At 71.4% G+C, this 19,803-nt stretch carries 21 protein-coding genes; 13 read left to right on the forward strand and 8 right to left on the reverse strand.

All coding sequences use genetic code 11. The annotated features are described in order from the left end of the window. Window positions 1–171: 171 nt before the first annotated feature. From HW577_RS07615 to HW577_RS07625, 3 genes are all read right to left on the reverse strand, one after another. Window positions 172–903 carry a Sua5/YciO/YrdC/YwlC family protein gene (locus HW577_RS07615; RefSeq protein WP_198375540.1) on the reverse strand — a complete coding sequence of 244 codons (732 nt, stop codon included), beginning with the start codon at window positions 901–903 and terminating at the stop codon, window positions 172–174. Window positions 904–914: 11 nt separating this feature from the next. Then, window positions 915–1,880 (reverse strand): Bug family tripartite tricarboxylate transporter substrate binding protein, encoded by a 966-nt coding sequence (locus tag HW577_RS07620; RefSeq protein WP_198375541.1) that lies wholly within the window; start codon window positions 1,878–1,880, stop codon window positions 915–917. Between the two features lie 61 nt (window positions 1,881–1,941). Further along, on the reverse strand, window positions 1,942–3,615 hold the full coding sequence (locus tag HW577_RS07625; protein WP_198375542.1) for a M3 family oligoendopeptidase: 1,674 nt from the start codon (window positions 3,613–3,615) through the stop codon (window positions 1,942–1,944). A 128-nt stretch (window positions 3,616–3,743) separates the two neighbouring features. On the opposite strand from HW577_RS07625, the gene HW577_RS07630 reads away from it, so the two are divergent. The 6 genes from HW577_RS07630 (at window position 3,744) to HW577_RS07655 (ending at window position 9,547) form a co-directional block, all read left to right on the forward strand. Next, window positions 3,744–4,697 carry a hypothetical protein gene (locus tag HW577_RS07630; RefSeq protein ID WP_198375543.1) on the forward strand — a complete coding sequence of 318 codons (954 nt, stop codon included), beginning with the start codon at window positions 3,744–3,746 and terminating at the stop codon, window positions 4,695–4,697. Between the two features lie 23 nt (window positions 4,698–4,720). Further along, the gene (locus HW577_RS07635) at window positions 4,721–5,392 is read left to right on the forward strand and encodes a substrate-binding domain-containing protein (protein ID WP_198375544.1); all 672 of its coding nucleotides are present in this window, start codon (window positions 4,721–4,723) and stop codon (window positions 5,390–5,392) included. 134 nt (window positions 5,393–5,526) lie between these two features. Then, window positions 5,527–6,699 carry a thiolase domain-containing protein gene (locus HW577_RS07640; RefSeq protein WP_198375545.1) on the forward strand — a complete coding sequence of 391 codons (1,173 nt, stop codon included), beginning with the start codon at window positions 5,527–5,529 and terminating at the stop codon, window positions 6,697–6,699. Window positions 6,700–6,704: 5 nt separating this feature from the next. Beyond that, the gene (locus tag HW577_RS07645) at window positions 6,705–7,103 is read left to right on the forward strand and encodes a Zn-ribbon domain-containing OB-fold protein (RefSeq protein WP_198375546.1); all 399 of its coding nucleotides are present in this window, start codon (window positions 6,705–6,707) and stop codon (window positions 7,101–7,103) included. A 208-nt stretch (window positions 7,104–7,311) separates the two neighbouring features. After that, on the forward strand, window positions 7,312–8,922 hold the full coding sequence (locus HW577_RS07650; protein ID WP_198375547.1) for an ABC transporter substrate-binding protein: 1,611 nt from the start codon (window positions 7,312–7,314) through the stop codon (window positions 8,920–8,922). Window positions 8,923–9,046: 124 nt separating this feature from the next. Next, window positions 9,047–9,547, forward strand: coding sequence for a CHAP domain-containing protein (locus HW577_RS07655; protein ID WP_232474759.1), 501 nt, complete (start codon window positions 9,047–9,049; stop codon window positions 9,545–9,547). Between the two features lie 3 nt (window positions 9,548–9,550). Here the strand turns inward: HW577_RS07655 and HW577_RS07660 are convergent, their stop codons facing one another. Continuing rightward, complete coding sequence (locus HW577_RS07660) at window positions 9,551–10,210, reverse strand: hypothetical protein (RefSeq protein WP_198375549.1); 660 nt, start codon at window positions 10,208–10,210, stop codon at window positions 9,551–9,553. Window positions 10,211–10,356: 146 nt separating this feature from the next. On the opposite strand from HW577_RS07660, the gene HW577_RS07665 reads away from it, so the two are divergent. Then, window positions 10,357–11,328, forward strand: coding sequence for a Bug family tripartite tricarboxylate transporter substrate binding protein (locus HW577_RS07665; protein ID WP_198375550.1), 972 nt, complete (start codon window positions 10,357–10,359; stop codon window positions 11,326–11,328). A gap of 179 nt (window positions 11,329–11,507) precedes the next feature. Here HW577_RS07665 and HW577_RS07670 read toward each other — a convergent pair whose 3' ends face one another. Then, on the reverse strand, window positions 11,508–12,512 hold the full coding sequence (locus HW577_RS07670; RefSeq protein WP_198375551.1) for a TerC family protein: 1,005 nt from the start codon (window positions 12,510–12,512) through the stop codon (window positions 11,508–11,510). A 295-nt stretch (window positions 12,513–12,807) separates the two neighbouring features. Between HW577_RS07670 and HW577_RS07675 the strand changes: the two genes are divergently transcribed. The 6 genes from HW577_RS07675 to HW577_RS07700 all read left to right on the forward strand — a co-directional run bounded on the left by HW577_RS07675 (window position 12,808) and on the right by HW577_RS07700 (window position 17,129). Next, window positions 12,808–13,083: a twin-arginine translocase TatA/TatE family subunit gene (locus HW577_RS07675; protein ID WP_198375552.1), complete on the forward strand. Its 276-nt coding sequence runs from the start codon at window positions 12,808–12,810 to the stop codon at window positions 13,081–13,083. Between the two features lie 76 nt (window positions 13,084–13,159). Beyond that, complete coding sequence (locus HW577_RS07680; RefSeq protein ID WP_198375553.1) at window positions 13,160–13,783, forward strand: methylthioribulose 1-phosphate dehydratase; 624 nt, start codon at window positions 13,160–13,162, stop codon at window positions 13,781–13,783. Continuing rightward, window positions 13,780–14,325, forward strand: coding sequence for a 1,2-dihydroxy-3-keto-5-methylthiopentene dioxygenase (locus HW577_RS07685; RefSeq protein ID WP_198375554.1), 546 nt, complete (start codon window positions 13,780–13,782; stop codon window positions 14,323–14,325). The genes HW577_RS07680 and HW577_RS07685 overlap by 4 nt, the downstream gene beginning before the upstream one ends. Further along, a complete protein-coding gene (gene mtnC, locus HW577_RS07690) occupies window positions 14,322–15,023 on the forward strand; it encodes an acireductone synthase (protein ID WP_198375555.1) in 702 nt (233 codons plus the stop codon). Before HW577_RS07685 ends, mtnC begins: the two co-directional genes overlap by 4 nt. A gap of 79 nt (window positions 15,024–15,102) precedes the next feature. Then, a complete protein-coding gene (corA, locus tag HW577_RS07695) occupies window positions 15,103–16,146 on the forward strand; it encodes a magnesium/cobalt transporter CorA (RefSeq protein WP_198375556.1) in 1,044 nt (347 codons plus the stop codon). Window positions 16,147–16,157: 11 nt separating this feature from the next. Beyond that, a complete protein-coding gene (locus HW577_RS07700) occupies window positions 16,158–17,129 on the forward strand; it encodes an acetamidase/formamidase family protein (RefSeq protein ID WP_198375557.1) in 972 nt (323 codons plus the stop codon). Window positions 17,130–17,195: 66 nt separating this feature from the next. On the opposite strand, the gene HW577_RS07705 is transcribed toward HW577_RS07700, so the two are convergent. From HW577_RS07705 to HW577_RS07715, 3 genes are all read right to left on the reverse strand, one after another. Next, entirely contained in the window at window positions 17,196–18,308 is a 1,113-nt protein-coding gene (locus HW577_RS07705; RefSeq protein ID WP_198375558.1) for a glycosyltransferase family 4 protein, read from the reverse strand. A gap of 80 nt (window positions 18,309–18,388) precedes the next feature. Beyond that, window positions 18,389–18,886 (reverse strand): L,D-transpeptidase family protein, encoded by a 498-nt coding sequence (locus HW577_RS07710; protein ID WP_198375559.1) that lies wholly within the window; start codon window positions 18,884–18,886, stop codon window positions 18,389–18,391. Continuing rightward, a partial coding sequence (locus tag HW577_RS07715) for a GTP cyclohydrolase II (protein ID WP_232474758.1) occupies window positions 18,883–19,803 on the reverse strand: 921 nt, incomplete at its 5' end. The genes HW577_RS07715 and HW577_RS07710, both read right to left, overlap by 4 nt.

A 19,803-nucleotide genomic window follows, 5' to 3' on the forward strand; every position in this document is an offset into this window, starting at 1 on the left:
TTCAAGTGGAACTGAAGTTGAGACGTGTGCTCTTCGGATCTGCCCGGCCGCGATCCGGGAGCGCGCATGCGCGACCGCGCCCAACCCGCCACCCGTGCCGGGTGCGCCCGTGCAGGGCGCGTAAGCCAAGCGCGCGGCGCGCGCGCCCGGCGCCTGAGGGCGAGGAACGACTCAGACGTAGGCGCGCTGTGCTTCCCGCAGATGGCCGGAGGGCAGCGCATCGAGCCCCGGGTCGGGCGGCAGCTCGACCCCGAAGGACCGCTTCAGCACATCCGCGATCACCTCGTAGCAGGAGCCGATGCGCACGACCTCCATGCTGCGGAAGTCGATCATGGTGGAGGACCGGCGATAGCGGTGGAACTTCTGCAGCCCGTAATCGACGACGAGGTCGGCGGCGGCGCGGATCTCGGGCTGGATGTCCTCGACGCGGAAGCGCGTACCCGTGCCGGTCGCGTTGGCGGAGGATCCGAACAGCGGCTGGCCCTGCTCGGCCGCCTGGCGGGTGATCTCCGCCTCGAACCGCCCGGCATTGAGCAGCATGGCCAGCGTGCCGCCATCGGTGCTCGCCGCCAGCGCTTCCTCCCCCAGCGCGCGCAGCAGCGGGTGGTCCTGGCGGAAGGCGGAGATGACGGCGACGGGCAGGTCGTGGTCCTCGACCAGCGCGCGCACCATCGTCTTCGCCCGCGCATCGAGCAGCTGCAGGTCATCATGCAGGTCGAGGTTGCCGAGCATGGCGTTGCGCTTGTGCGCGCCGCGCCCCTTCGCCCGGAAGAAGCGCATCAGCGCGTCGTGGCAACCGCCGATGCCGGCATAGCCGACATCCATCGGCATGATCACGACGCCGCCCTGCCGCACGGTGGCGACGGCGCGGGCGGCGTCGCCCGGAATGTCCAGCACGGCCATGGCGCGCTCCTTCAGCCGAGGTCGAGGTTGAGGCCGGGCAGGATCGGCGCCCAGCGGTCGCGTTCCGCGCGCAGCGCCGCCGCCGCTTCCTCGGGCGTCGAGACGGTGATCTCGAAGCCCGCGGCGGTGAGCTGCGCGACGAGCTCGGGCTCGGCGAGCGTCGCCGCCATCGCGGCGTGCAGCGTCGCCACCACCTCCCGCGGCGTGCCGGCGGGGGCGAGCAGCAGGAAGCGCAGCGCGTTGACCGCGCGCGGCAGGCCGGCTTCCGCCGTGGTCGGGATGTCGGGCGCGATGGCGGACCGGCGCGGGGAGAGCAGCGCATAGGGCTTCAGCGTGCCGGCGGCGAAATGCCGGCTGACGCTGCCCAGGCTGAACACGCCCATATGGACATGGCCCGCGATGACGTCGTTCGTCGCCGGCCCGCCGCCGCGATACTGCGCCTGCACCATGCGGATGCCGGCTTCGCGCGCGAACAGCTCGAACCCCAGGTGGTGCGGGGAGCCGACGGAGGGGTTGGCGAAGGAGAAGCGGTCGGGGCTCGCCTTCGCCAACGCGACGAAGTCCTCCAGCGTCGCGGCCGGCACCGCGGGGTTCACGGCGATGACGAGCGGCGTCTCGGCCATGTAGCCGACAGGGGCGAAGTCGCGGAACAGGTCGTAGGGCAGGCTGCGATAGAGGAAGGGGAAATAGGCGACGTTGTCGGCGTTGACGATCAGCGTGTGCCCGTCCGGCGCGCTGCGCGCGGCGGCCTCCATGCCGATATTCGTCGCAGCCCCGCCGCGGTTCTCGATGACGACGGGCTGGCCCAGGCGCAGGCGGAAGCGCTCGGAGAAGGGCCGCACCAGCGCATCCGTCCCCCCGCCCGGCGGATAGGGAATGAGGATGCGGACGGGGCGGGACGGGAAGCCCTGCGCGGCCGCCCCGCGCGCCGCGAGCGCGGCGCCGAGCAGGCCGAGGGCGGTGCGGCGCGTGGGCATGGATGGGTCCTCCTGCGACGGGGAAAGCATCCGGCGCGCGCGCGCGACGCGCAAGCGTTCGTTACGTGCCCAGCATTTCCGCCGCGTCGCGCACCACCGCCTCCAGCGCGCCCTCCGCGAAGGGGGAGGTCAGGCCCGTGCTCGCCACCAGCCCCTGGAAGGGCATCGAGCCGCCGCGACCGCAGAGCGCGACATAGGCGTCGAGTGCGGCGGCCGGTTCGCGCCGCGACCAGACCCAGAACTGCAGCGCGACGCACAGCGCCAGCGTGTAGTCGATGTAGTAGAAGGGGCTGCCGTAGATGTGCGCCTTGGCCTGCCAGCGCCCGCCCTTGGCCGGGTAGGCGAGGTCGCCGTAGTCGGTCCAGGGCATGTAGTGGCGTTCCAGCCGCTGCCAGATCGCGTGGCGCTCGGCCGGGCTCGCATCCGGGTTGGCGTAGACCTCGTGCTGGAAGTGATCCACGCAGACGCCGTAGGGCAGGAACATAAGCGCGGATTCCAGGTGCATGCGCCGGTAGCGCTCCGCGGCGTCATCGCCCACCAGCAGGCCCATATGCGGGTGCGTGAGGTATTCGAGGCCCATGGAGTGGATCTCCGCCGCCTCCATCGTGGGCCACAGGTAGTCGATGCCCGGCTGGTGGCGGCTTTCCCAGGCCTGGTAGGCGTGGCCCATCTCATGCGTGAAGACGCCGATGTCGTGGTGCGTGCCGTTGAAGTTGGCGAAGATGAAGGGCACGCCGACCGTGGGGAACGACGTGCAGAAGCCGCCCCCCGCCTTGCCCGGCCGGTTCTTGAGATCCAGGAACCCGCCCTGGCGCATCATGGCGTAGAACTCGGCCATGCGCGGATGCATGCGGGAGAACATCTCCTGCGCCGCCAGCACCAGCGTGTCGTGGTCGCCTTCGGGCTTCGGGTTGCCGGTGGGATCGATCAGCGCCTCGTCCCAGTACATCAGCCGGTCCCAGCCCTGGCGCGCGCGGCGCCGTTCCAGCAGCCGCGCGACCAGCGGCGTGACGTGGCGCGCGACGGCGTCGCGGTAGCGCGCCACATCGGCCGGGCCGTAGTCGAGACGCCGCATCCGCCGGTAGCCGAGCGGCGTGAAGGTCGCATCACCCAGCTTGCGCGCCATGGTCGTGCGCAGCCGCACCAGCCCGTCATAGATCGAATCCAGCTCCTCCCCGTTCGCGGCGAGGAAGGACCAGCGCGCCGCCTCGGCCTCCTGCCGCAGCGCGCGGTCCGGGTCCTCGGCGAAGGGGGCGAGGCCGGCGAGGTTCACCTCCTTGCCGCGCACCGCGACGCGCGCACTGGCCATCAGCGCGGTGTAGCGCGCGGACAGGCGGCTTTCTTCCTCGCTCTCCGCCGCGATGGCGGGGTCGAAGGCGGTGACGTCGGTCTCCCACAGGGCCACGGCATGCGCGCCGGCCGATGCCTCGAGCCCCGCGCGGTCGGCATCCGCCAGCAGGCGGCGCTTCAGCGCGGTCTCATGCGTCGCGGCCTCCGGCGCCAGCCCGTCGGCGTATTCGCGTTCGGCCACCGCCTGCGCATCCTTCGTGTCCTGCGCGAAGCGCAGATGCACCAGCGCGGACCAGGTGTCGTAGTCCCGCCGCGCCTGGTCCCAGAGCGCGAGCGCGCCGGCGCGGTCCCCGGCATCGAGCCGCGCATCGATCGCGGCATGCTGCGCGGCGAGCGAGGCCTTGTCCGGGCGCGGGGCGGTGATCTCGGCGAAGGTCGGGGTCATGGCGAGGTCCGATGCAATCACGCGCAGGTGGCGGGGACGCATGGACGACGTCAAGAGTGCGGGCTTGCGCCGCATCAAGGTGGTGCGCGCAGCGATGGCTCTCACTGCGCCTTGAGGAGGCGCATCCCATGCCACGCGTTCTCGATCCGTCAGCACGCCGTCGGACGCGGCGGGGGCCGATGCTGCCAGTCTTCGTGGTCGTGCTGCTCGCTGCGGCCTGCGCGCAGCAGCCCGATGACCTCATCACCGTAACCCCCTTGCCCGTGCCATCGGCCAGGGTTCCCCCGACACTCGGCATGGCGCGGGGCAGCGACGCGGTCTTCGTCGAGCCCTCCGCTCCAGCACCCCGGTCGGGCGGCGAGCAGGCCGCGCGCTCGGTGGCGGGCGCGATCCTCTACCCCATCGCCGGTGGACTTGTCCTGGGCGTGATGGCCCCGCCGGCCGCGATCCTTGCCGTGCCCGTGGGGATGGCCGTCGGTCTCGGCGCTGGATTGGCCGAGGGCGCCCGTGCCCTGGCCCAGGACGTGCACTCGCCGCAGGAGGCGGAGGCCGCCGTCGCGACGGTACGCCGCCTGCTGAACCCCGGACGGCTCGGCGACTGCCTCAGGGACACGCTGGTCGCGCGCTCCGCGGGGCGGCTGGTGCCGGCCGCAGGGACGGGCCCGGTCCTGCGCGTGCAGGTGAACCACGTTGCGCTGAGCATGGAGCGCGATCCGGCCATCATCGGTGGTGGGAACACGCCGATGGTGCTCACCCTGTCCTTCAGCGCGCAGATCACAGAGAGCGCGGAGGACGCCGGGCCCTCCGGGGCCCAGGCCGGCCTGTGGCACTGGCGCGCCGAGCCGCGTCGCTACTTCGCCGCGACGGCCGAGCAGGGACGCATGCTGAACGCCGATGTCGGGATCGCGGTCGGCGTGGTCGCGCAGCGCATGCTGGCCGAGCTGTATCCCGGCGCCTTCCCACCGCCGCCGGCACGCCACGGCCGCGAGGCCGAAGGCTTCCGGACAACCTGCCCGGATCTGGCACCTGCGGCCGCGGCCGGGCAGAGTGCGCCGGCAGAAGGCGTCGCTCCGCGCGGCTGACCCTGCGCGACGCGGAGTCCGCCATGCCACGCCTGATGTCCACCCTTGCCATCGCCGGCCTGCTGCGCGCGGCGCGGCCTTCCATCGAGGCCGCGCTGGGTGCGCCTATCGAGGTCGATCTCGCGCCGACCCGGGCGCTCGAAGCGCGCATCCGCGCCGGGGAGCGCGCCGATGCCGCGGTGCTGACGGCGGAAGCGATCGCCGCCCTCGGCGCCGAAGGCGTGCTCGATTCGGCGACGGCGCGGCCGCTCGCCCATTCGCGCGTCGGGCTTGCCGTGAAGGCGGGCGCGCCGCATCCGGACATTTCCTCCGTCGATGCGCTGCGGCGGCTGCTGCTGGCGGTCCCGACGCTTTGCTATTCGCGCGCCGGGGCCTCGGGGATCTTCTTCGCGGATCTGATCGAACGCCTCGGCATCGCGGCGGAGGTCAACGCGAAAGCCATCGTCATCCCGCAGGGCTTCACCGCGGAACGTCTCGTCAGCGGTGAGGCCGCCATCGCCTTCCAGCAGGTGAGCGAGTTGATAGAGGTGACGGGCATCGAGGTGGTCGGGCCGCTGCCGGAAGGGGCGAACACGCTTGCGGTCTTCTCGGGCGCGGCCTTCGCAGGCTCGGCGACAGGGCGCGCGCTGCTCGATGCCCTCGCCGCGGCCTGCACGCCGGAGGCGCTGCGGGCGAAGGGGCTCGACGCACCCTAGGCCGCATTTCTCAGGCATCGCCGCGCGCATGGCTGAAACCGGCCATGCGCGATCCGCCCCGGCCCCCTCGACAGGCGCGCCCGCCGCTGCTTCCCTGCCGCCCGCACCAACCACCAGGAGGAAACGGGCACGCCATGAGCATCAACGGCGCAGCCTATGTCGTCGGGGCCTTCGAGCACCCGACGCGCAAGGCGGAAGGCCAGTCGGTCGCGCAGCTCCATGCGGAGGTCGCCTACGGCGCCCTGCAGGATGCCGGCCTGTCCAAGGACGACGTGGACGGCTTCTTCTGCACCGCGGCCGCCCCCGGCCTCGGCCCGATCAACATGGCCGACTACATGGGGCTGACGAAGCTCCGCCACGTCGATTCCAGCGACATGGGCGGCTGCTCCTACGTCATGCATGTCGGCCACGCGGCGCAGGCCATCAAGGAAGGGCGCTGCAATGTCGCGCTGATCACGCTGGCCGGCCGGCCGCGCGCCGAAGGCATGGCGACCGGCACCGTGCCGCGCTCCTGGGCGCCGAACATCCCGGACGACCCGTTCGAGATCCCGATGGCGCGCACCGTGGTCACCTCCTACGCCATGGTCGCGCAACGGCACATGTACGAATACGGCACGACCTCCGAGCAGCTCGCCTGGATCAAGGTCGCCGCGTCCCAGCACGCGCAGCACAACCCGCACGCCATGCTGCCCAAGCCCGTGACGGTCGAGGATGTGGTGAACTCGCCCATGGTGGCGGACCCGCTGCACCGGCTCGATTGCTGCGTCATCTCCGACGGCGGCGGCGCGCTGATCGTCGCACGGCCGGAAATCGCGAAGTCGCTGAAGCGTCCCCTGGTGAAGGTGCTCGGCTGCGCCGAGGCGACCAAGAACCAGGCGGGCGGCGGCATCGACCTCAGCTACTCCGCGGTGCGGCAGTCGGGTGCGGCGGCCTTCGCGGAAGCGGGCGTGAAGCCGTCCGACATCCAGTACGCCTCGATCTACGACAGCTTCACCATCACGGTGCTGATGCAGCTCGAGGATCTCGGCTTCTGCGCGAAAGGCCAGGGCGGCAAGTTCGTGGCCGACGGCAACCTGATCTCGGGCGTCGGCAAGCTGCCCTTCAACACGGATGGCGGGGGCTTGTGCAACAACCACCCGGCCAACCGCGGCGGCATGACCAAGGTGATCGAGGCGGTGCGCCAGCTGCGCGGCGAAGCGCATGCCAAGGTGCAGGTGCCGGGCTGCAAGCTGGCGCTGGCCAACGGCGTGGGCGGCCTGCTCGGCCACCGGCACGGCGGTGCGACCCTCATCATGGAGCGGGAGTGACACAAATGGCGACGATGTCTGCGAACCGCGCCATCCCGGCGCCCAAGGAAGACCCGACCACCAAGCCCTTCTGGGACGCGGCACGCGAAGGCCGCTTCCTGATCGGGCTATGCAAGGACACCGGCAAGCACTTCTGGTATCCGCGCGGTTGCTCGCCCTTCACCCTGTCGAACAATGTCGAGATGGTCGAGGCGAAGGGGACGGGCACGATCTACTCCTTCACCGTGATGCGCTCGAAGGAGCCGCACGCGCCGGCCTATGTCGAACTCGACGAAGGCCCGCGGGTGTTCACGAACATCGTGGATTGCGACCTCGACACGCTGAAGATCGGGCAGACGGTGAAGCTCGTCTTCAAGGCGACGGAAGAAGGCGGCGCGCCGGTGCCGATGTTCACGCCGGTCTGACGAGGATAGGCAGGGGGGAGAAGGGAACTTCTCCCCCCTGGACCCTCCTCAACCTTCTTTGCGACCTGGGGCGTCAGTCCCCAACGGACAGAGAACGGAGGGAGCTCGCGGGAGGTTCTCCTCCCCCGGCACAGCGGTTGCGCAGCGGCGGCACGGCGGTTGCAAAACGGGCGCGGTCCAGAGAACCGCAACCGGGGGCTTCCACCGCATGACCTTCACCCGCCGCACCCTGCTGGGCGCCGCCGCCACCGGCGTCGCGGGCCTGCCTTCGCCCTTCGCCATGGCGCAGCAGGAACGCGTCCTGCGCTACGGCATCTCCATGGCCGACATCCCGCAGACCACCGGCCAGCCGGACCGCGGCGCCGGCGCCTACCAGTTCACCGGCCACACCCTTTACGACCCGCTCGTGGCCTGGGAGATGGACGTGGGCGACCGGCCGGGGAAGCTGATGCCCGGCCTGGCCACCAGCTGGGAAGCCGACCCCTCCGACCGCAGGAAGTGGGTCTTCCGCCTCCGCCAGGGGGTGAAGTTCCATGACGGGTCGGACTTCGATGCCGACGCGGTGATCTGGAACTTCGAGAAGGTGCTGAACAATCAGGCACCGCATTTCGACCAGCGCCAGGCCGCGCAGGTCCGCCCGCGCCTGCCCTCCGTTGCCTCCTACCGCAAGATCGATGCGGTGACGGTGGAGGTGACGACGCGCGCCGTCGACAGCTTCTTCCCTTACCAGATGCTGTGGTTCCTGATCTCCTCCCCCGCGCAGTACGAGCGGCTGGGGCGGTCCTGGGACCGCTTCGCGCAGGAGCCTTCAGGCACAGGGCCGTTCCGCCTCGCGCGCCTCGTGCCGCGGGAACGCGCGGAACTGGTTCGCAACACGGCGTATTGGGACCCGCGGCGGATGCCGAAGGTGGACCGCGTCGTCCTCGTCGTGGCCCCCGAGACCACGACGCGATCCAACGCGCTGATCTCCGGCCAGGTGGACATCATCGAGAGCCCGGCGCCGGACCTGCTGCCGCGCCTGCGCCAGGGTGGGGCGCGCATCGTCGAGAACGTGACGCCGCATGTCTGGAACTACCATCTGAGCCTGCTGGAAGGCTCCCCCTGGCGCGACGTGCGGCTGCGCCGCGCGGCCAACCTCGCCATCAACCGGGACGAGGTGGTCGCGCTGCTCAACGGCCTCGGCAAGCCGGCCGTCGGCGTGGTCGATCCTTCCTCCCCCTGGTTCGGGCGGCCGGAATTCCAGGTGCGCACGGACATCGACGCGGCGCGGCGCCTGGTGCAGGACGCCGGCTTCAGCCGCCAGAACCCGCTGCGCACGCGCTTCATCGTGCCGACCGGCGGGTCGGGGCAGATGCTGTCCATGCCGATGAACGAGTACATCCAATCCGCCTGGCGGGAGGTCGGCATCGCCGTCGAGTTCCAGGTCGTGGAGCTGGAAGTGCTCTACACTGCCTGGCGCCAGGGCGCGGCGGGAGATATCAGCCGCGCGGGCAACATCACCGCGAACAACGTCGCCTACCTGACGTCGGATCCGCTGTATGCCTTCATCCGCTTCTTCCATTCCAACCAGATCGCGCCGGTCGGCGTGAACTACGGCCATTACCGCGACGCGGAGATGGACGGGATGCTGGACGCGGCGATGGCCTCCTTCGACACGGCGGAGCAGGACGCGATCATGCGCCGCGTGCACGAGAAGGTGGTGAACGAGGCGCTCTGGGTCTTCGTGGTGCACGACACCAACCCGAAGGCGCTCGGGCGCAATGTGCGCGGCTATGTCCCCGCGCAGCATTGGTTCCAGGACCTGACGACGCTGTCCTGACCGCCGTTGGCCGCGCCCCCGCACGGGGCGCGGCCATCGCGCCGGCATCGAAACGCTCCACTTCCGCCTGATTTCCTGCTATGCTTTGTGCAGGGGAATCAGGGGGTTCGGGGTCGTGCTTCGCATGATCTTGATGCTGGCCGCGCTCTCGCTCGCGGCCTGCGGCGGGCCGGGGGGCTCGCCATCGCGCAGCAACGTGCCGGGCTATGCCGGGGGCGACCTGTCCTGCGTGCCCTTCGCGCGGGCACGCTCGGGCATCGACCTGTCGGGGGATGCCTGGCAGTGGTGGGACGCGGCCGCGACGTCGGGGCGCTACGACCGGTCGAGCCGGCCGCGCGTCGGCGCCGTGCTGGTCTTCATGCGCACCTACCGCAACCGGTCGGGGCACCTCTCGGTCGTCACGCGCGTGGTGAACAGCCGGGAGGTCCGGGTGGACCACGCGAACTGGGCGACGGGGCGGGACCGTGGGCGCGTCGCGCGCGACCAGCCGGTGATCGACGTCTCGCCGAACAACGACTGGTCGATGGTGCGGGTCTGGTTCCCGCCGGTGAACGATTTCGGCCGAAGCACCTACCCGACCTACGGCTTCATCCACGGCGGGCGGCTGATGGCGGAGGCGCGGTAGCCGCTACTCCGCCGCCACCAGCACCAGGGCGATGGTTGCCTGCCCGCGCAGCGCGTCGAGCGCGGCGAGGTCCTGCGCCTGTTCCTCCCGCATCACCATCAGCGACGGATCGCAGCCTTGCCCGGGCTCGGCGCGGCAGCGTTCCTCGGCCAGCGCGATGTCGGCCGCGCGGCGGGCGAGCACGGTCTCCCGCCGCGCCGCGAACCATTGCTCCCGCGCGGCCTCGGTGGCGAAGCGCGCCGGGGGCAGCGCGACGGTCACCTCCCCCGGGTAGCGCATGGTGCGCGCGCTCGCGACGCTGATGACGGTGGCGGTCGCGCCGATGATCCCGTTCGGCGCCATGCGGAACACCGCGGGGTCGTCGCGCGGCCGCAGCCGTTCGGAGGCAGCGAGGTGGCCCTCCGCGGCGCAGCGCACATCGAGCACGGCGTGGGACCGGTCGAGCCGGACGCTGCCTGGCGTGGCGGGGACCTCCGCCACCATCCGGTCGCCGCGGAGGACGGCGCAGCGCGCGCCGCCGGGCTCGCTCGCGACGCGCACCTCCCCGTCCCAGGCCGGGCCCGGATGGGCGGCGCGCAACGCGGCATTCAGCGCGACCGTCGCGCAGCCGGGGGAGGCGAGGAGGACAAGGCCGAGCAGCATCGGGCGGAGGGCGGGGGGCATGGCGGGGAACTCCGGTGGCGATGATGGCGAAGGATGCTGGCAGTATTATTCCTTATATGGAATGAATTGCCTTGCGCCGCCCCCTCCCCGGCTTGCCGCGCCCGCCCCCGCCATGCTGCAAAGGCGCGATTCCGGGAGGACACGCCATGACCATCACCCGCCGCGGCCTGGCCGCGCTGCCCGCCCTTGCCCTGCCCGCCACGGCGTGGGGCCAGGCCGCCTGGCCCGACCGGCCGCTGCGCATGATCGTCGCCTTCCCCGGCGGATCGACGCCCGACCTCGCCGCGCGCGCCGTGGCGCCGCATTTCCAGCAGGTGTTCGGCCAGCCGGTGGTGGTGGACAACCGCGCGGGCGGCGGCGGGCATATCGGCACCGAGGCCATCGCGCGCGCGACCGACGGCCACACGCTGGGCGTGACCATCGGCGGGCCCGGCAGCACGGCGAAGATCCTGAACCCGGCGCTGGGATACGACCCGGCGACGGATCTCGCGCCGGTCTCGCTGCTGGCGCGCCTGCCCTTCGTGCTGGCGACCCATCCTTCGGTCCCCGCGCGCACGGCGAGCGAGTTCGTGGCCTATGCCAAGGCCAATCCGGGGCGCATCTCCTATGCCTCGACGGGCCCCGGCACGCTGTCGCACCTGGTGATGGAGGACCTCGCCGCCACCCAGGGGTTCGAGGCGGTGCACGTGCCCTATCGCGCCGTGGGCCAGGCGGTGCTGGACCTCGTGGCAGGCCGCATCCAGGCCTTCTTCGCCGCGACCGGCGGCGTGCTGCCGCAGGTGCGCGAAGGCACGGTGCGCGCGCTGGCGGTGACCAGCGCCGAGCGCTTCGCCGCCATCCCCGACGTGCCGACGATGCGCGAGAGCGGCGTGAACGCCGACCCGGCGGTCGCCTGGATCGGGCTGTTCGCGCCGGCGGGCATGCCGGCCGACCGCATCGCACGCATCGCCGCGGAAGCCGGCCGGGCGCTGGCCGTGCCCGAGCAGCGGCGGGCGCTGGAGACGGCGGGCTTCGTCGTGGTGGGCAGCGATCCGGCGGAATTCCAGGCGCTGCTCGCCAGCGACATCGCCCGCTGGGGCGGCATCATCCGTCGGCTGGGGCTGCGCCCGGAGGGCTGACAGCGACCGCCTTTCGCGCGCGGCGGCCACGCCGGCCCCGCGCGCCATGCCCTCCGCACGCAGGTCGAGCCCGTCTGCGGCGGCCGTGAAACGCGAAACGGGGGAAGGGTCTCCCCTTCCCCCGCTCCAGTCGGGAACCGATCGGGCGGGTCCGCCCGACCGGCAACTCCGCCCCGGCCTTACTCCGCCGGGACCGGCGTGTCCTTCCGGGTCTTCCACAGCGAGTAGAAGATGCCGCCCGCGATCATCGCCAGCGTCACGCCGAGCGAGATGGCCGGGTCGACCTTCCCCACGATCTGGTTCCAGAAGATCTTGCCGCCGATGAACACCAGCACGAGCGCCAGCGCGTACTTCAGGTAGTGGAAGCGGTGCACCATGGCGGCCAGCGCGAAGTAGAGCGCGCGCAGGCCCAGGATCGCCATGATGTTCGCGGTGTAGACGATGAAGGTGTCGGTCGTGATGGCGAAGATCGCCGGCACGCTGTCCACCGCGAAGATCAGGTCGGCGATGTTGATCACGACCAGCGCGAGGAACAGCGGGGTCGCGACGCGCACCATCTTGCCGGAGACCGGGTCGGTCTCACGCACGAAGAACTTCTGGCCGTGCAGGTTGTCGGACACGCGCATGTGCTTGCGCATGAACTTCACGACCGGGTTCTTCGAGATGTCCTGCTCCCCTTCCGGCACCACGAGCATCTTGATGCCGGTGGCGATGAGGAAGGCGCCGAACAGGTAGAGCACCCACGAGTACTGCTGCACCAGCGCCGCACCCAGGCCGATCATGATGCCGCGCAGCACGATCACGCCGATGATGCCCCACACCAGCGCGCGGTACTGGTACTGCCGCGGGATGGCGAAATAGGTGAAGATCAGGCTGATGACGAAGACGTTGTCGATCGACAGCGCCTTCTCGATGAAGAAGCCCGTGAAGTACGCCACGCCGGCATGCGTGCCGTCGCTCGTGGTCAGCTCGCCGACCTCGTAGGCCCACCAGATGCCCGCGCCGTAGAGCATCGCGAACGAGATGTAGAAGGCCGAGAGCCACAGGCTCTGGGCGATCCCCATCTCCTTGTCCTTGCGGTTCAGCACGCCGAGGTCGAAGGCGAGCAGCACCACCACGACGCCCAGGAAGCCCTTCCACATCCACAAGGGCTTGCCGAGCCATTCGGCCGAAAAGAATTCCATCCCCCAAACTCTCCTCTCTGGCGCTCACACGGCGCACAGGGGGCCGTGATCGCGCGATTTCCCACGCGATCCGACATCGCGGACACGCGCCCAGGAGGGTGCGCGGCCGCCAGAGGGGCCCGGATCAGCGCGGTAAGTGGTTTCGCGGCCCGCCGGAGTCAAGACCCGTTGCGGCGAGGCCCCCGCTTGCCCATCTGGATTTGCAAGGGCGCAGCCGGGACACTAGGTTGCCGCCCGTTCATAGAGGGTTACGGCCGCCCCGCCGGGGCGGCCCCAACGGGATCGAGGCGTCGCCATGGGTTCGTTCAGCATCTGGCACTGGCTTGTCGTGCTGCTGGTCATCCTGCTGCTGTTCGGCAGCGGCAAGATCAGCGGCCTGATGGGCGACCTGGCCAAGGGCATCAAGTCCTTCAAGCAGAACATCAAGGAGGACGAGAAGGACGCCTCCATGGAGGCGCAGGCCACGCCGCAGGCACCCGCCGGGACCATCCCCGGGCCGCAGCAGGGCCAGGCGACCGCCGCGCAGGCGCAGCCCCAGGCCACGCCGGGCAATACCCGCCCCGCCGCCTGACTGCCGCGTCCGACCGTGCCGTGAGCCCCGTCGCGCGCCGCGCGGCGGGGTTCGCCATTCCTGGGGAACACCGGGCATGAGCGTTGCCGATAGCGTGCTCAGTGCCGCCGCCGCCATCGTCGCGGCCGGTCGCCGCATGGACCGCCTGGGCTGGGTGCCCGCCACCGCCGGCAACCTCTCCGTCCGGCTCGGGGCGGAGGAGGTCGCCATCACCCGCTCCGGCGGCCACAAGGGTTTCCTCGGGGCGGAGGACGTGATCCGCGTGGATCTGGCCGGCCGGGCGCTCGATGCAGGGGCGAAGCCGTCCTACGAGACGCTGCTCCATTGCGGCGTCTATCGCCGCTTCCCCGGCGCCGGGGCGGTGCTGCACGGGCATTCGGTCGCCGCGACCGTGCTGTCGCGCCGCGCGGGCGACGCGATCCGGCTGGCCGGCTACGAGCTGCTGAAGGCCTTCCCAGGCGGGCCGACGCATGAGACGGCGACCGACCTGCCCGTGCTCGACAACGACCAGGACATCCCCCGCCTGCAGGCCGCGCTCGAGGCGCGCTGGGATGCCGCGCCGGATGCGCCGCCGGGCTATGTCATCCGCGGCCACGGCGTCTATGTATGGGGCTCCGGCATGGACCAGGCGATGGCCCGGCTCGAGGCCCTGGAGTTCATGCTGCTCTGTCACCTGGAGGAAGGGAGGCACACGCGATGAGCCTGCTGACGATCCGCGACGCCGCGACCGGCGCCGAGACGCTCAAGACCGACGACCCCGCGCAGATCGCGGCCGCGCTCGCCCCGATCGGCGTGCGCTTCGAGCGCTGGCCGGTCGCCGACCTGCCCGCGGGTGCGGAGCCCGAGGCGGTGCTGGCGGCCTATCGCCCGCACCTGGATGCCTTCCTGAAGGAAACCGCGGCCGGCACGGCGGACGTGATCCGCCTGACCGCCGACCATCCGCAGAAGGACGCGATCCGCGCGAAGTTCCTGTCGGAGCACATCCATACCGAGGACGAGGTCCGCTTCTTCCACGAGGGCGCGGGTAACTTCGTCATGCATGTGGATGGGAAAATCTACGACGCGCATTGCACGCGCGGCGACCTGATCTCGGTGCCCGCCAACACGAAGCACTGGTTCGATGCCGGCGCGGTGCCGCATGTGACGGCGCTGCGCGTCTTCACCGACACCACGGGCTGGACGCCGCACTACACCGGCAGCGACATCGCCGCGCGCATCCCCGTGACGGTCGAGGCGGCGTGACGCAGCCGCGCCCGGCCTGCATCCTCACCGATATCGAGGGCACGACGAGCGCCATCGCCTTCGTGAAGGAGACGCTGTTCCCCTTCGCCGCGGCGGAGCTCGACGCCTTCCTCGACGAGCGCGGGACGGAACCTGAGGTCGCCGCCATCATGGCCGAGGTGCGCGCCGCGGCGCCCGGTGAGGACCCGCGCGCCGCGCTCCGCCGCTGGATGGCGGAGGACGCGAAGGTCACGCCGCTCAAGGCGCTGCAGGGGCTGATCTGGCGGGCGGGCTATGCGGATGGGCGGTTGCGCGGTCATCTCTGGCCGGATGTCGCCCCCTGCCTGCGCGCCTGGGCGCGCGCGGGGCTGCGGCTCGCGGTCTATTCCTCCGGCTCGGTCGAGGCGCAGAGGCTGCTGTTCGGCCATTCCGAGGCGGGCGACCTGACCGGCCTCTTCGTCGGTTTCTTCGACACCAGGGTGGGCGGCAAGCGCGACGCCTCGGCCTACGCCACCATCGCCGCGGGGCTGCATCTGCCGCCAGGCGAGATCCTGTTCCTCTCGGACGTGGCGGAGGAACTGGACGCGGCCGCGGCGGCGGGCATGGCCACCTGCCAGCTGGTGCGCGCCGCCGACGGCACGCTCCCGTCCGGCCGGCACGCCGAGGAAGCGGACTTCCCCGGCGTCGCCAGCCGCTTCCACCTGCCGAACCCCGCATGATCCGCGGGTGGCGCCCGGCCGCCGCCCTGGCTAGATAACGGCCGAGACACCCCCACCCCTGCAGCAGGAGGCCGCCGCCATGCTGACGACCTGGACGGTCGAGGACGGCCGCTGTCGCGTGCGGGAAGGCGCCGTCTCCGACATCACCGCCGCCCTGCCGGCCGAGGCGCAGGCCGCCGCCGCCGCGGCCTGCGAGCCGGGCAACCTGCGCCGCGCGGTCTGGATCGACCTGCTCAACCCCACGCCGGCCGAGGAACGCGCCGTGCAGGAGGCGCTGGCGCTCGAGATCCCGACGCGGGAGGAGATGCAGGAGATCGAGAGCTCCTCGCGCCTGTATCGCGAGGGGGAGGCGCTCTTCCTGACCGCGAACTTCCTCTATGGCGTGGACAGCGGCGAATACGGCTCGACCGCGATCACCTTCGTCCTCAGCAACACGACGCTCGTCACCGTGCGCTATGCGACGCCCAAGGCCTTCAGCGTGTTCGGCGTGCGGGCGCAGAAGCAGCCGGCCACGCTGCTGGCCTCGCCGGACGGCGTGATGCTGCATTTGTTCGAGCAGATCGTGGACCGGCTCGCCGACATCCTCGAACGCGTCGCCGGCGACATGGACCGCGCCAGCCAGCGCACCTTCCGCGCCGCCCGCGCCAACATCAAGGCGAACCGCCGCGACGACGCGCTGAAGGAAACGCTGATCACCCTCGGCCAGGTCGGGGAAGTCACGACGCGGACCAGCGAGACGCTGCTCGGGCTCAACCGCATCCTCGCCTTCGTCGGCGCCGAGAAGGCCTCGGCCGTGCGCAAGGAGAACCAGCCGCTGATCAAGACGCTGGTGCGCGACGTCCGGTCCCTGGTGGAACACGCGACCTTCCTCAACGCGAAGGCACAGTTCCTGCTTGATGCGGTGCTCGGCGTGATCAACGTGGAGCAGAACGCGATCATCAAGACCTTCACCGTGGCCTCGGTGGCGCTGATGCCGCCGACCCTGATCGCGTCCATCTACGGCATGAACTTCAAGGCCATGCCGGAACTCGAATGGCCGATCGGCTATCCGCTCGCGCTCAGCCTCATGGTTGTCAGCGCCATCCTTCCCGTCCTCTATTTCCGCCGCAAAGGCTGGCTCTAGGAACAGACGAGATGCCCGAACCGACACGCGTTGCCGCTTCCGTCGCGAATTGCCGCTGGGGGGCCTTCGACGCCTCCTTCCCGCCGGTCGCCTCGATCGACCCGGGGGAGGTCGTGATCCTCGAATGCCTCTCCGGCGGGCCGGAGGTGATGCCGCCGCAGGAGAAGATGATGGAGGTCCCCGCCGCGCTGCGGGAGATCCACGCGAAGCTGCCGCGGCTCGGCGCCCATGTCATCACCGGCCCGGTCGAGGTGCGCGGCGCGCAGCCCGGCGACGCGCTGCGCATCGACATCGAGAAGATCGAGCTCGGCGCCGATTGGGGCTTCTGCGGCTTCCGCCCGCTGTTCGGCACGCTGCCGGAGGACTTCCCGTACCGCCGCACGCTGCACATCCCGGTCGATCGCGCGAAGCGGACCTGCCGCCTGCCCTTCGGCCCGTCGGAGAACGGGCTCGACCTGCCGCTCGCCCCCTTCTTCGGCGTGATGGGCGTGGCCCCGCCGCGCGACTGGGGGATGCTGAACACGAAGGAACCCCGCGCGATCGGCGGCAACCTCGACAACAAGGAACTGACCGAGGGCACGACGCTGTACCTGCCCGTGTTCAACGAGGGCGCGCTGTTCTCCGCCGGCGACGGCCACGGCGTGCAGGGCGATGGCGAGGTCTGCATCAACGCGCTCGAGATCTGCCTGACCGGCCATTTCCGCCTGAGCCTGGTGAAGGGCGGCGGCGCGCGCGACCCGGTGCTGAAGTGGCCGCGCGCCGAGACGAAGACGCACTACATCACCATGGGCATGAACGAGGACCTGGACGTCGCGATGAAGCAGGCGCTGCGGGAGATGATCGCCTTCATCTGCTCCCGCACCAACCTCTCGGACGCCGATGCCTACCAGTTCTGCTCGCTCGCCGTGGATTTCCACGTGACGCAGACAGTGAACGGCGAGAAGGGCGTGCACGGCCTGCTCAAGAAGGGCCTGCTCTTCTGAGTATTGGGTTCCGAGGGCCTTTCGGCCCTCGGCAGGGGAGCGCGAGGGGGCGGAGCCCCCTCGTGTCTACAGCCCCAGCAGGTCGAGCGTCCGCCCGACCACCTTACCCTCGTCGAAGCGGTCCAGCGCCCGCAGCCGCCCCGCCTCCCCCATCCGCGCCCGCAGCGCCGCATCCTCGGCCAGGCGCGTGATCGCGCGCGCCAGCGGCGCGGCCTCCATCGGCGGCACCAGGTAGCCGGTCTGCCCGTCCACCACCTGCTCCCGCGGCCCGCGGATATCGGTCGCCACCACCGGCAGGCCAGTCAGCATCGCCTCGATCACCGACATGGGGAGGCCCTCGAAGTGCGAGGGCAGGCAATAGGCATCCGCCGCCGCCAGGATGCGCGCGACATCATGCCGGTAGCCCAGCCGCACGATCCGCCGGCCGAGCCGTTCCGCCGCGCGGGCGAAATAGGGCTCGAGGTCCTCCCCATGGTCGGAGGGCAGCCTTTCGCCCACCACCCACAGCACGGCGTTCTCCGGCGTGTCCTCCATCGCGCGCAGCAGCTCCGGATGGCCCTTGTGGCGGACCAGCCGTGACACGGCGGCGATCACGCAATCGCCCTCCCCGGCGCCGAATTCAGCCCGCAGCGCGGCGCGCGCCGCCGGGTCGGGATGGAACAGCGCAGGGTCGCGCCCGTTCAGCACCGGCGTCGCGCGCGGATGGATGCGCAGGCGCTTCGCGTCCTCCGCCTCCTCCTCGCTCACCGTCAGGAAGGTGTCGGTCACGCGGCCGCCGAGCCGCTCCATGTGCAGCGAGAGCGTCCGCCGCCACCAGGGGCCGGGCTGGTTGAACAGGAAGCCGTGGCAGGTATAGGCGATGCGCGGCACGCCGGCGGCGCGCGCGGCGAGCCGGCCGAGCAGGCCGCTGATCGGGAAGTGGGCGTGCACCAGGTCGAAGCGCTCGCGGCGGAACAGCGCGACCAGCGCGGCGAAGGCGCGGGCCTGGGCCACCGGGTTCAGGCTGCGTGCCATGGGCGGGGTCTCGATGCGGAATCCCTCGGCGCGGGGGACATCCAGCAGGGCACCGTCCGCGCAGACGCCGACCACCTCATGGCCACGCGCGCGGGCGCCGCGCATCAAGGGCAGCAGGAAGTGGCGCATCGCGAAGTCGACGTTGGCGATCTGGCAGATCTTCATGGCGGCACCCGGAGAGGGGCGCCGCCCCTCTACGGACCTCACCCCGCCAAGGGCCGAAAGGCCCTTGTGACCCGTCACTTCTAGAGCACGATCTCCAGGGCCGCGAGGCCGGCGGCGAGAAGGCGGCGCAGGTCGGGTTCGGACAGGGCGACGCAGCCTTCGGTGGGGGGCAGGCCGGGGCGGGCAACATGCAAGAAAATCGCGCTGCCGCGGTCGCGCACCACCGGCGCGTCGTTCCAGCCGAGCACGCCGATCACGTCATAGACGTCATCCTCACGCCACAGGCGTTCGTGGCGGGCGGGATGGGGCAGGCGGATCTGGCGGTTGTAGTCGCGATGGGCGGGGTCGTCGCACCAGCCATCGTCGGGGGCGAGGGGCTCGGCAGGCGCGGCGCAGGCCGGGCGCGGGCCGCGATCGGCACGCCAGAAGACGCGGCGCAGGGGCAGCAGGCCCGCGGGCGTCGCGCCATCGCCTTCCTGCTTCGCGGCACGGACGCCGCCGGCGCCGAGCGCGCAGCGCAGCGTCTCTCCCCGGAAGCGCAGCAGCCCGTCCGCGGTGACGCGGGCGGTGCCGCTCATTCCGGCAGCAGGTGCCCGAAGCGGCGCGCCTTGGTCTTCAGGTAGCCGTCATTGACGCCGTTCGGGTCGAAGGCATGCGCCTCCCGCCCCTGCACGGCGATGCCGCAGGCGGCAAGGCCCGCGATCTTGTCGGGGTTGTTGGTCAGCAGGCGCACACGTTCAACGCCCACGGCGCGCAGCATGGTCGCGGCCACCAGGAAGTTCCGCTCATCGGCGCCGTAGCCGAGCGCGCGATTGGCATCGAGCGTGTCGAGCCCGCCATCCTGCAGCGTATAGGCGCGCAGCTTGTTCACCAGGCCGATGCCGCGGCCTTCCTGCGCCAGGTAGAGCAGCACGCCGCCGGCCGGGTCCTGCGCCATGCGGGCGATGGCGCCGCGCAGCTGCGGCCCGCAATCGCAGCGCAGGCTGCCCAGCAGGTCGCCGGTGAAGCATTCAGAATGGGCACGGACCAGCGGCGCGCCGCCTTCGGCCGCGGTCCTCGCCGGGTCGCCTACCAGGATGGCGAGGTGCTCGATGCCGCCATCGGCCGCGCGGAAGGCGACGATGCGCGCCTCGGGCGCGTCCTCGAGCGGCACGCGCGCCTCGGCCACGCGTGTCAGCGTGGTGGCGGCCGAGGCCGGATAGGCCAGCACATCGGCCGCGGGGACCATGAGCAGGCCGCGCCGGTCGGCCGCGGCCTCGGTCGCCGGGGCGGCGACCAGGGCGGGCAGCAGCCGGCCAAGCTTGGCGAGCGCGATCCCCGCCTGGGCGAGCGCGGGGGCGGCGACGCGCTCGGGCACTTCGGGCAGCAGGCGCTCCGCGGTGGGGTCGGCCAGGCTGCGCAGGGCCTCCGGCGCCATCAGGGCCGGCGGCAGGCGCAGCGCGACGGCGCCTTCCTCCTCGGCCGCGTGGGGCACGGGGCGATGGAGCACGGCGGC

It is taken from the genome of Neoroseomonas rubea (genome assembly GCF_016106015.1).
Lineage (GTDB): Bacteria > Pseudomonadota > Alphaproteobacteria > Acetobacterales > Acetobacteraceae > Neoroseomonas > Neoroseomonas rubea.

Excerpts from the sequence above, each read along its gene's own strand:
- HW577_RS07615 (WP_198375540.1), bottom strand. The coding sequence starts at position 903 with ATGGCCGTGCTGGACATTCCGGGCGACGCCGCCCGCGCCGTCGCCACC.
- HW577_RS07620 (WP_198375541.1), bottom strand. The coding sequence starts at position 1,880 with ATGCCCACGCGCCGCACCGCCCTCGGCCTGCTCGGCGCCGCGCTCGCG.
- HW577_RS07625 (WP_198375542.1), bottom strand. The coding sequence starts at position 3,615 with ATGACCCCGACCTTCGCCGAGATCACCGCCCCGCGCCCGGACAAGGCC.
- HW577_RS07630 (WP_198375543.1), top strand. The coding sequence starts at position 3,744 with ATGCCACGCGTTCTCGATCCGTCAGCACGCCGTCGGACGCGGCGGGGG.
- HW577_RS07635 (WP_198375544.1), top strand. The coding sequence starts at position 4,721 with ATGCCACGCCTGATGTCCACCCTTGCCATCGCCGGCCTGCTGCGCGCG.
- HW577_RS07640 (WP_198375545.1), top strand. The coding sequence starts at position 5,527 with ATGAGCATCAACGGCGCAGCCTATGTCGTCGGGGCCTTCGAGCACCCG.
- HW577_RS07645 (WP_198375546.1), top strand. The coding sequence starts at position 6,705 with ATGGCGACGATGTCTGCGAACCGCGCCATCCCGGCGCCCAAGGAAGAC.
- HW577_RS07650 (WP_198375547.1), top strand. The coding sequence starts at position 7,312 with ATGACCTTCACCCGCCGCACCCTGCTGGGCGCCGCCGCCACCGGCGTC.
- HW577_RS07655 (WP_232474759.1), top strand. The coding sequence starts at position 9,047 with ATGATCTTGATGCTGGCCGCGCTCTCGCTCGCGGCCTGCGGCGGGCCG.
- HW577_RS07660 (WP_198375549.1), bottom strand. The coding sequence starts at position 10,210 with ATGCCCCCCGCCCTCCGCCCGATGCTGCTCGGCCTTGTCCTCCTCGCC.
- HW577_RS07665 (WP_198375550.1), top strand. The coding sequence starts at position 10,357 with ATGACCATCACCCGCCGCGGCCTGGCCGCGCTGCCCGCCCTTGCCCTG.
- HW577_RS07670 (WP_198375551.1), bottom strand. The coding sequence starts at position 12,512 with ATGGAATTCTTTTCGGCCGAATGGCTCGGCAAGCCCTTGTGGATGTGG.
- HW577_RS07675 (WP_198375552.1), top strand. The coding sequence starts at position 12,808 with ATGGGTTCGTTCAGCATCTGGCACTGGCTTGTCGTGCTGCTGGTCATC.
- HW577_RS07680 (WP_198375553.1), top strand. The coding sequence starts at position 13,160 with ATGAGCGTTGCCGATAGCGTGCTCAGTGCCGCCGCCGCCATCGTCGCG.
- HW577_RS07685 (WP_198375554.1), top strand. The coding sequence starts at position 13,780 with ATGAGCCTGCTGACGATCCGCGACGCCGCGACCGGCGCCGAGACGCTC.
- corA (WP_198375556.1), top strand. The coding sequence starts at position 15,103 with ATGCTGACGACCTGGACGGTCGAGGACGGCCGCTGTCGCGTGCGGGAA.
- HW577_RS07700 (WP_198375557.1), top strand. The coding sequence starts at position 16,158 with ATGCCCGAACCGACACGCGTTGCCGCTTCCGTCGCGAATTGCCGCTGG.
- HW577_RS07705 (WP_198375558.1), bottom strand. The coding sequence starts at position 18,308 with ATGAAGATCTGCCAGATCGCCAACGTCGACTTCGCGATGCGCCACTTC.
- HW577_RS07710 (WP_198375559.1), bottom strand. The coding sequence starts at position 18,886 with ATGAGCGGCACCGCCCGCGTCACCGCGGACGGGCTGCTGCGCTTCCGG.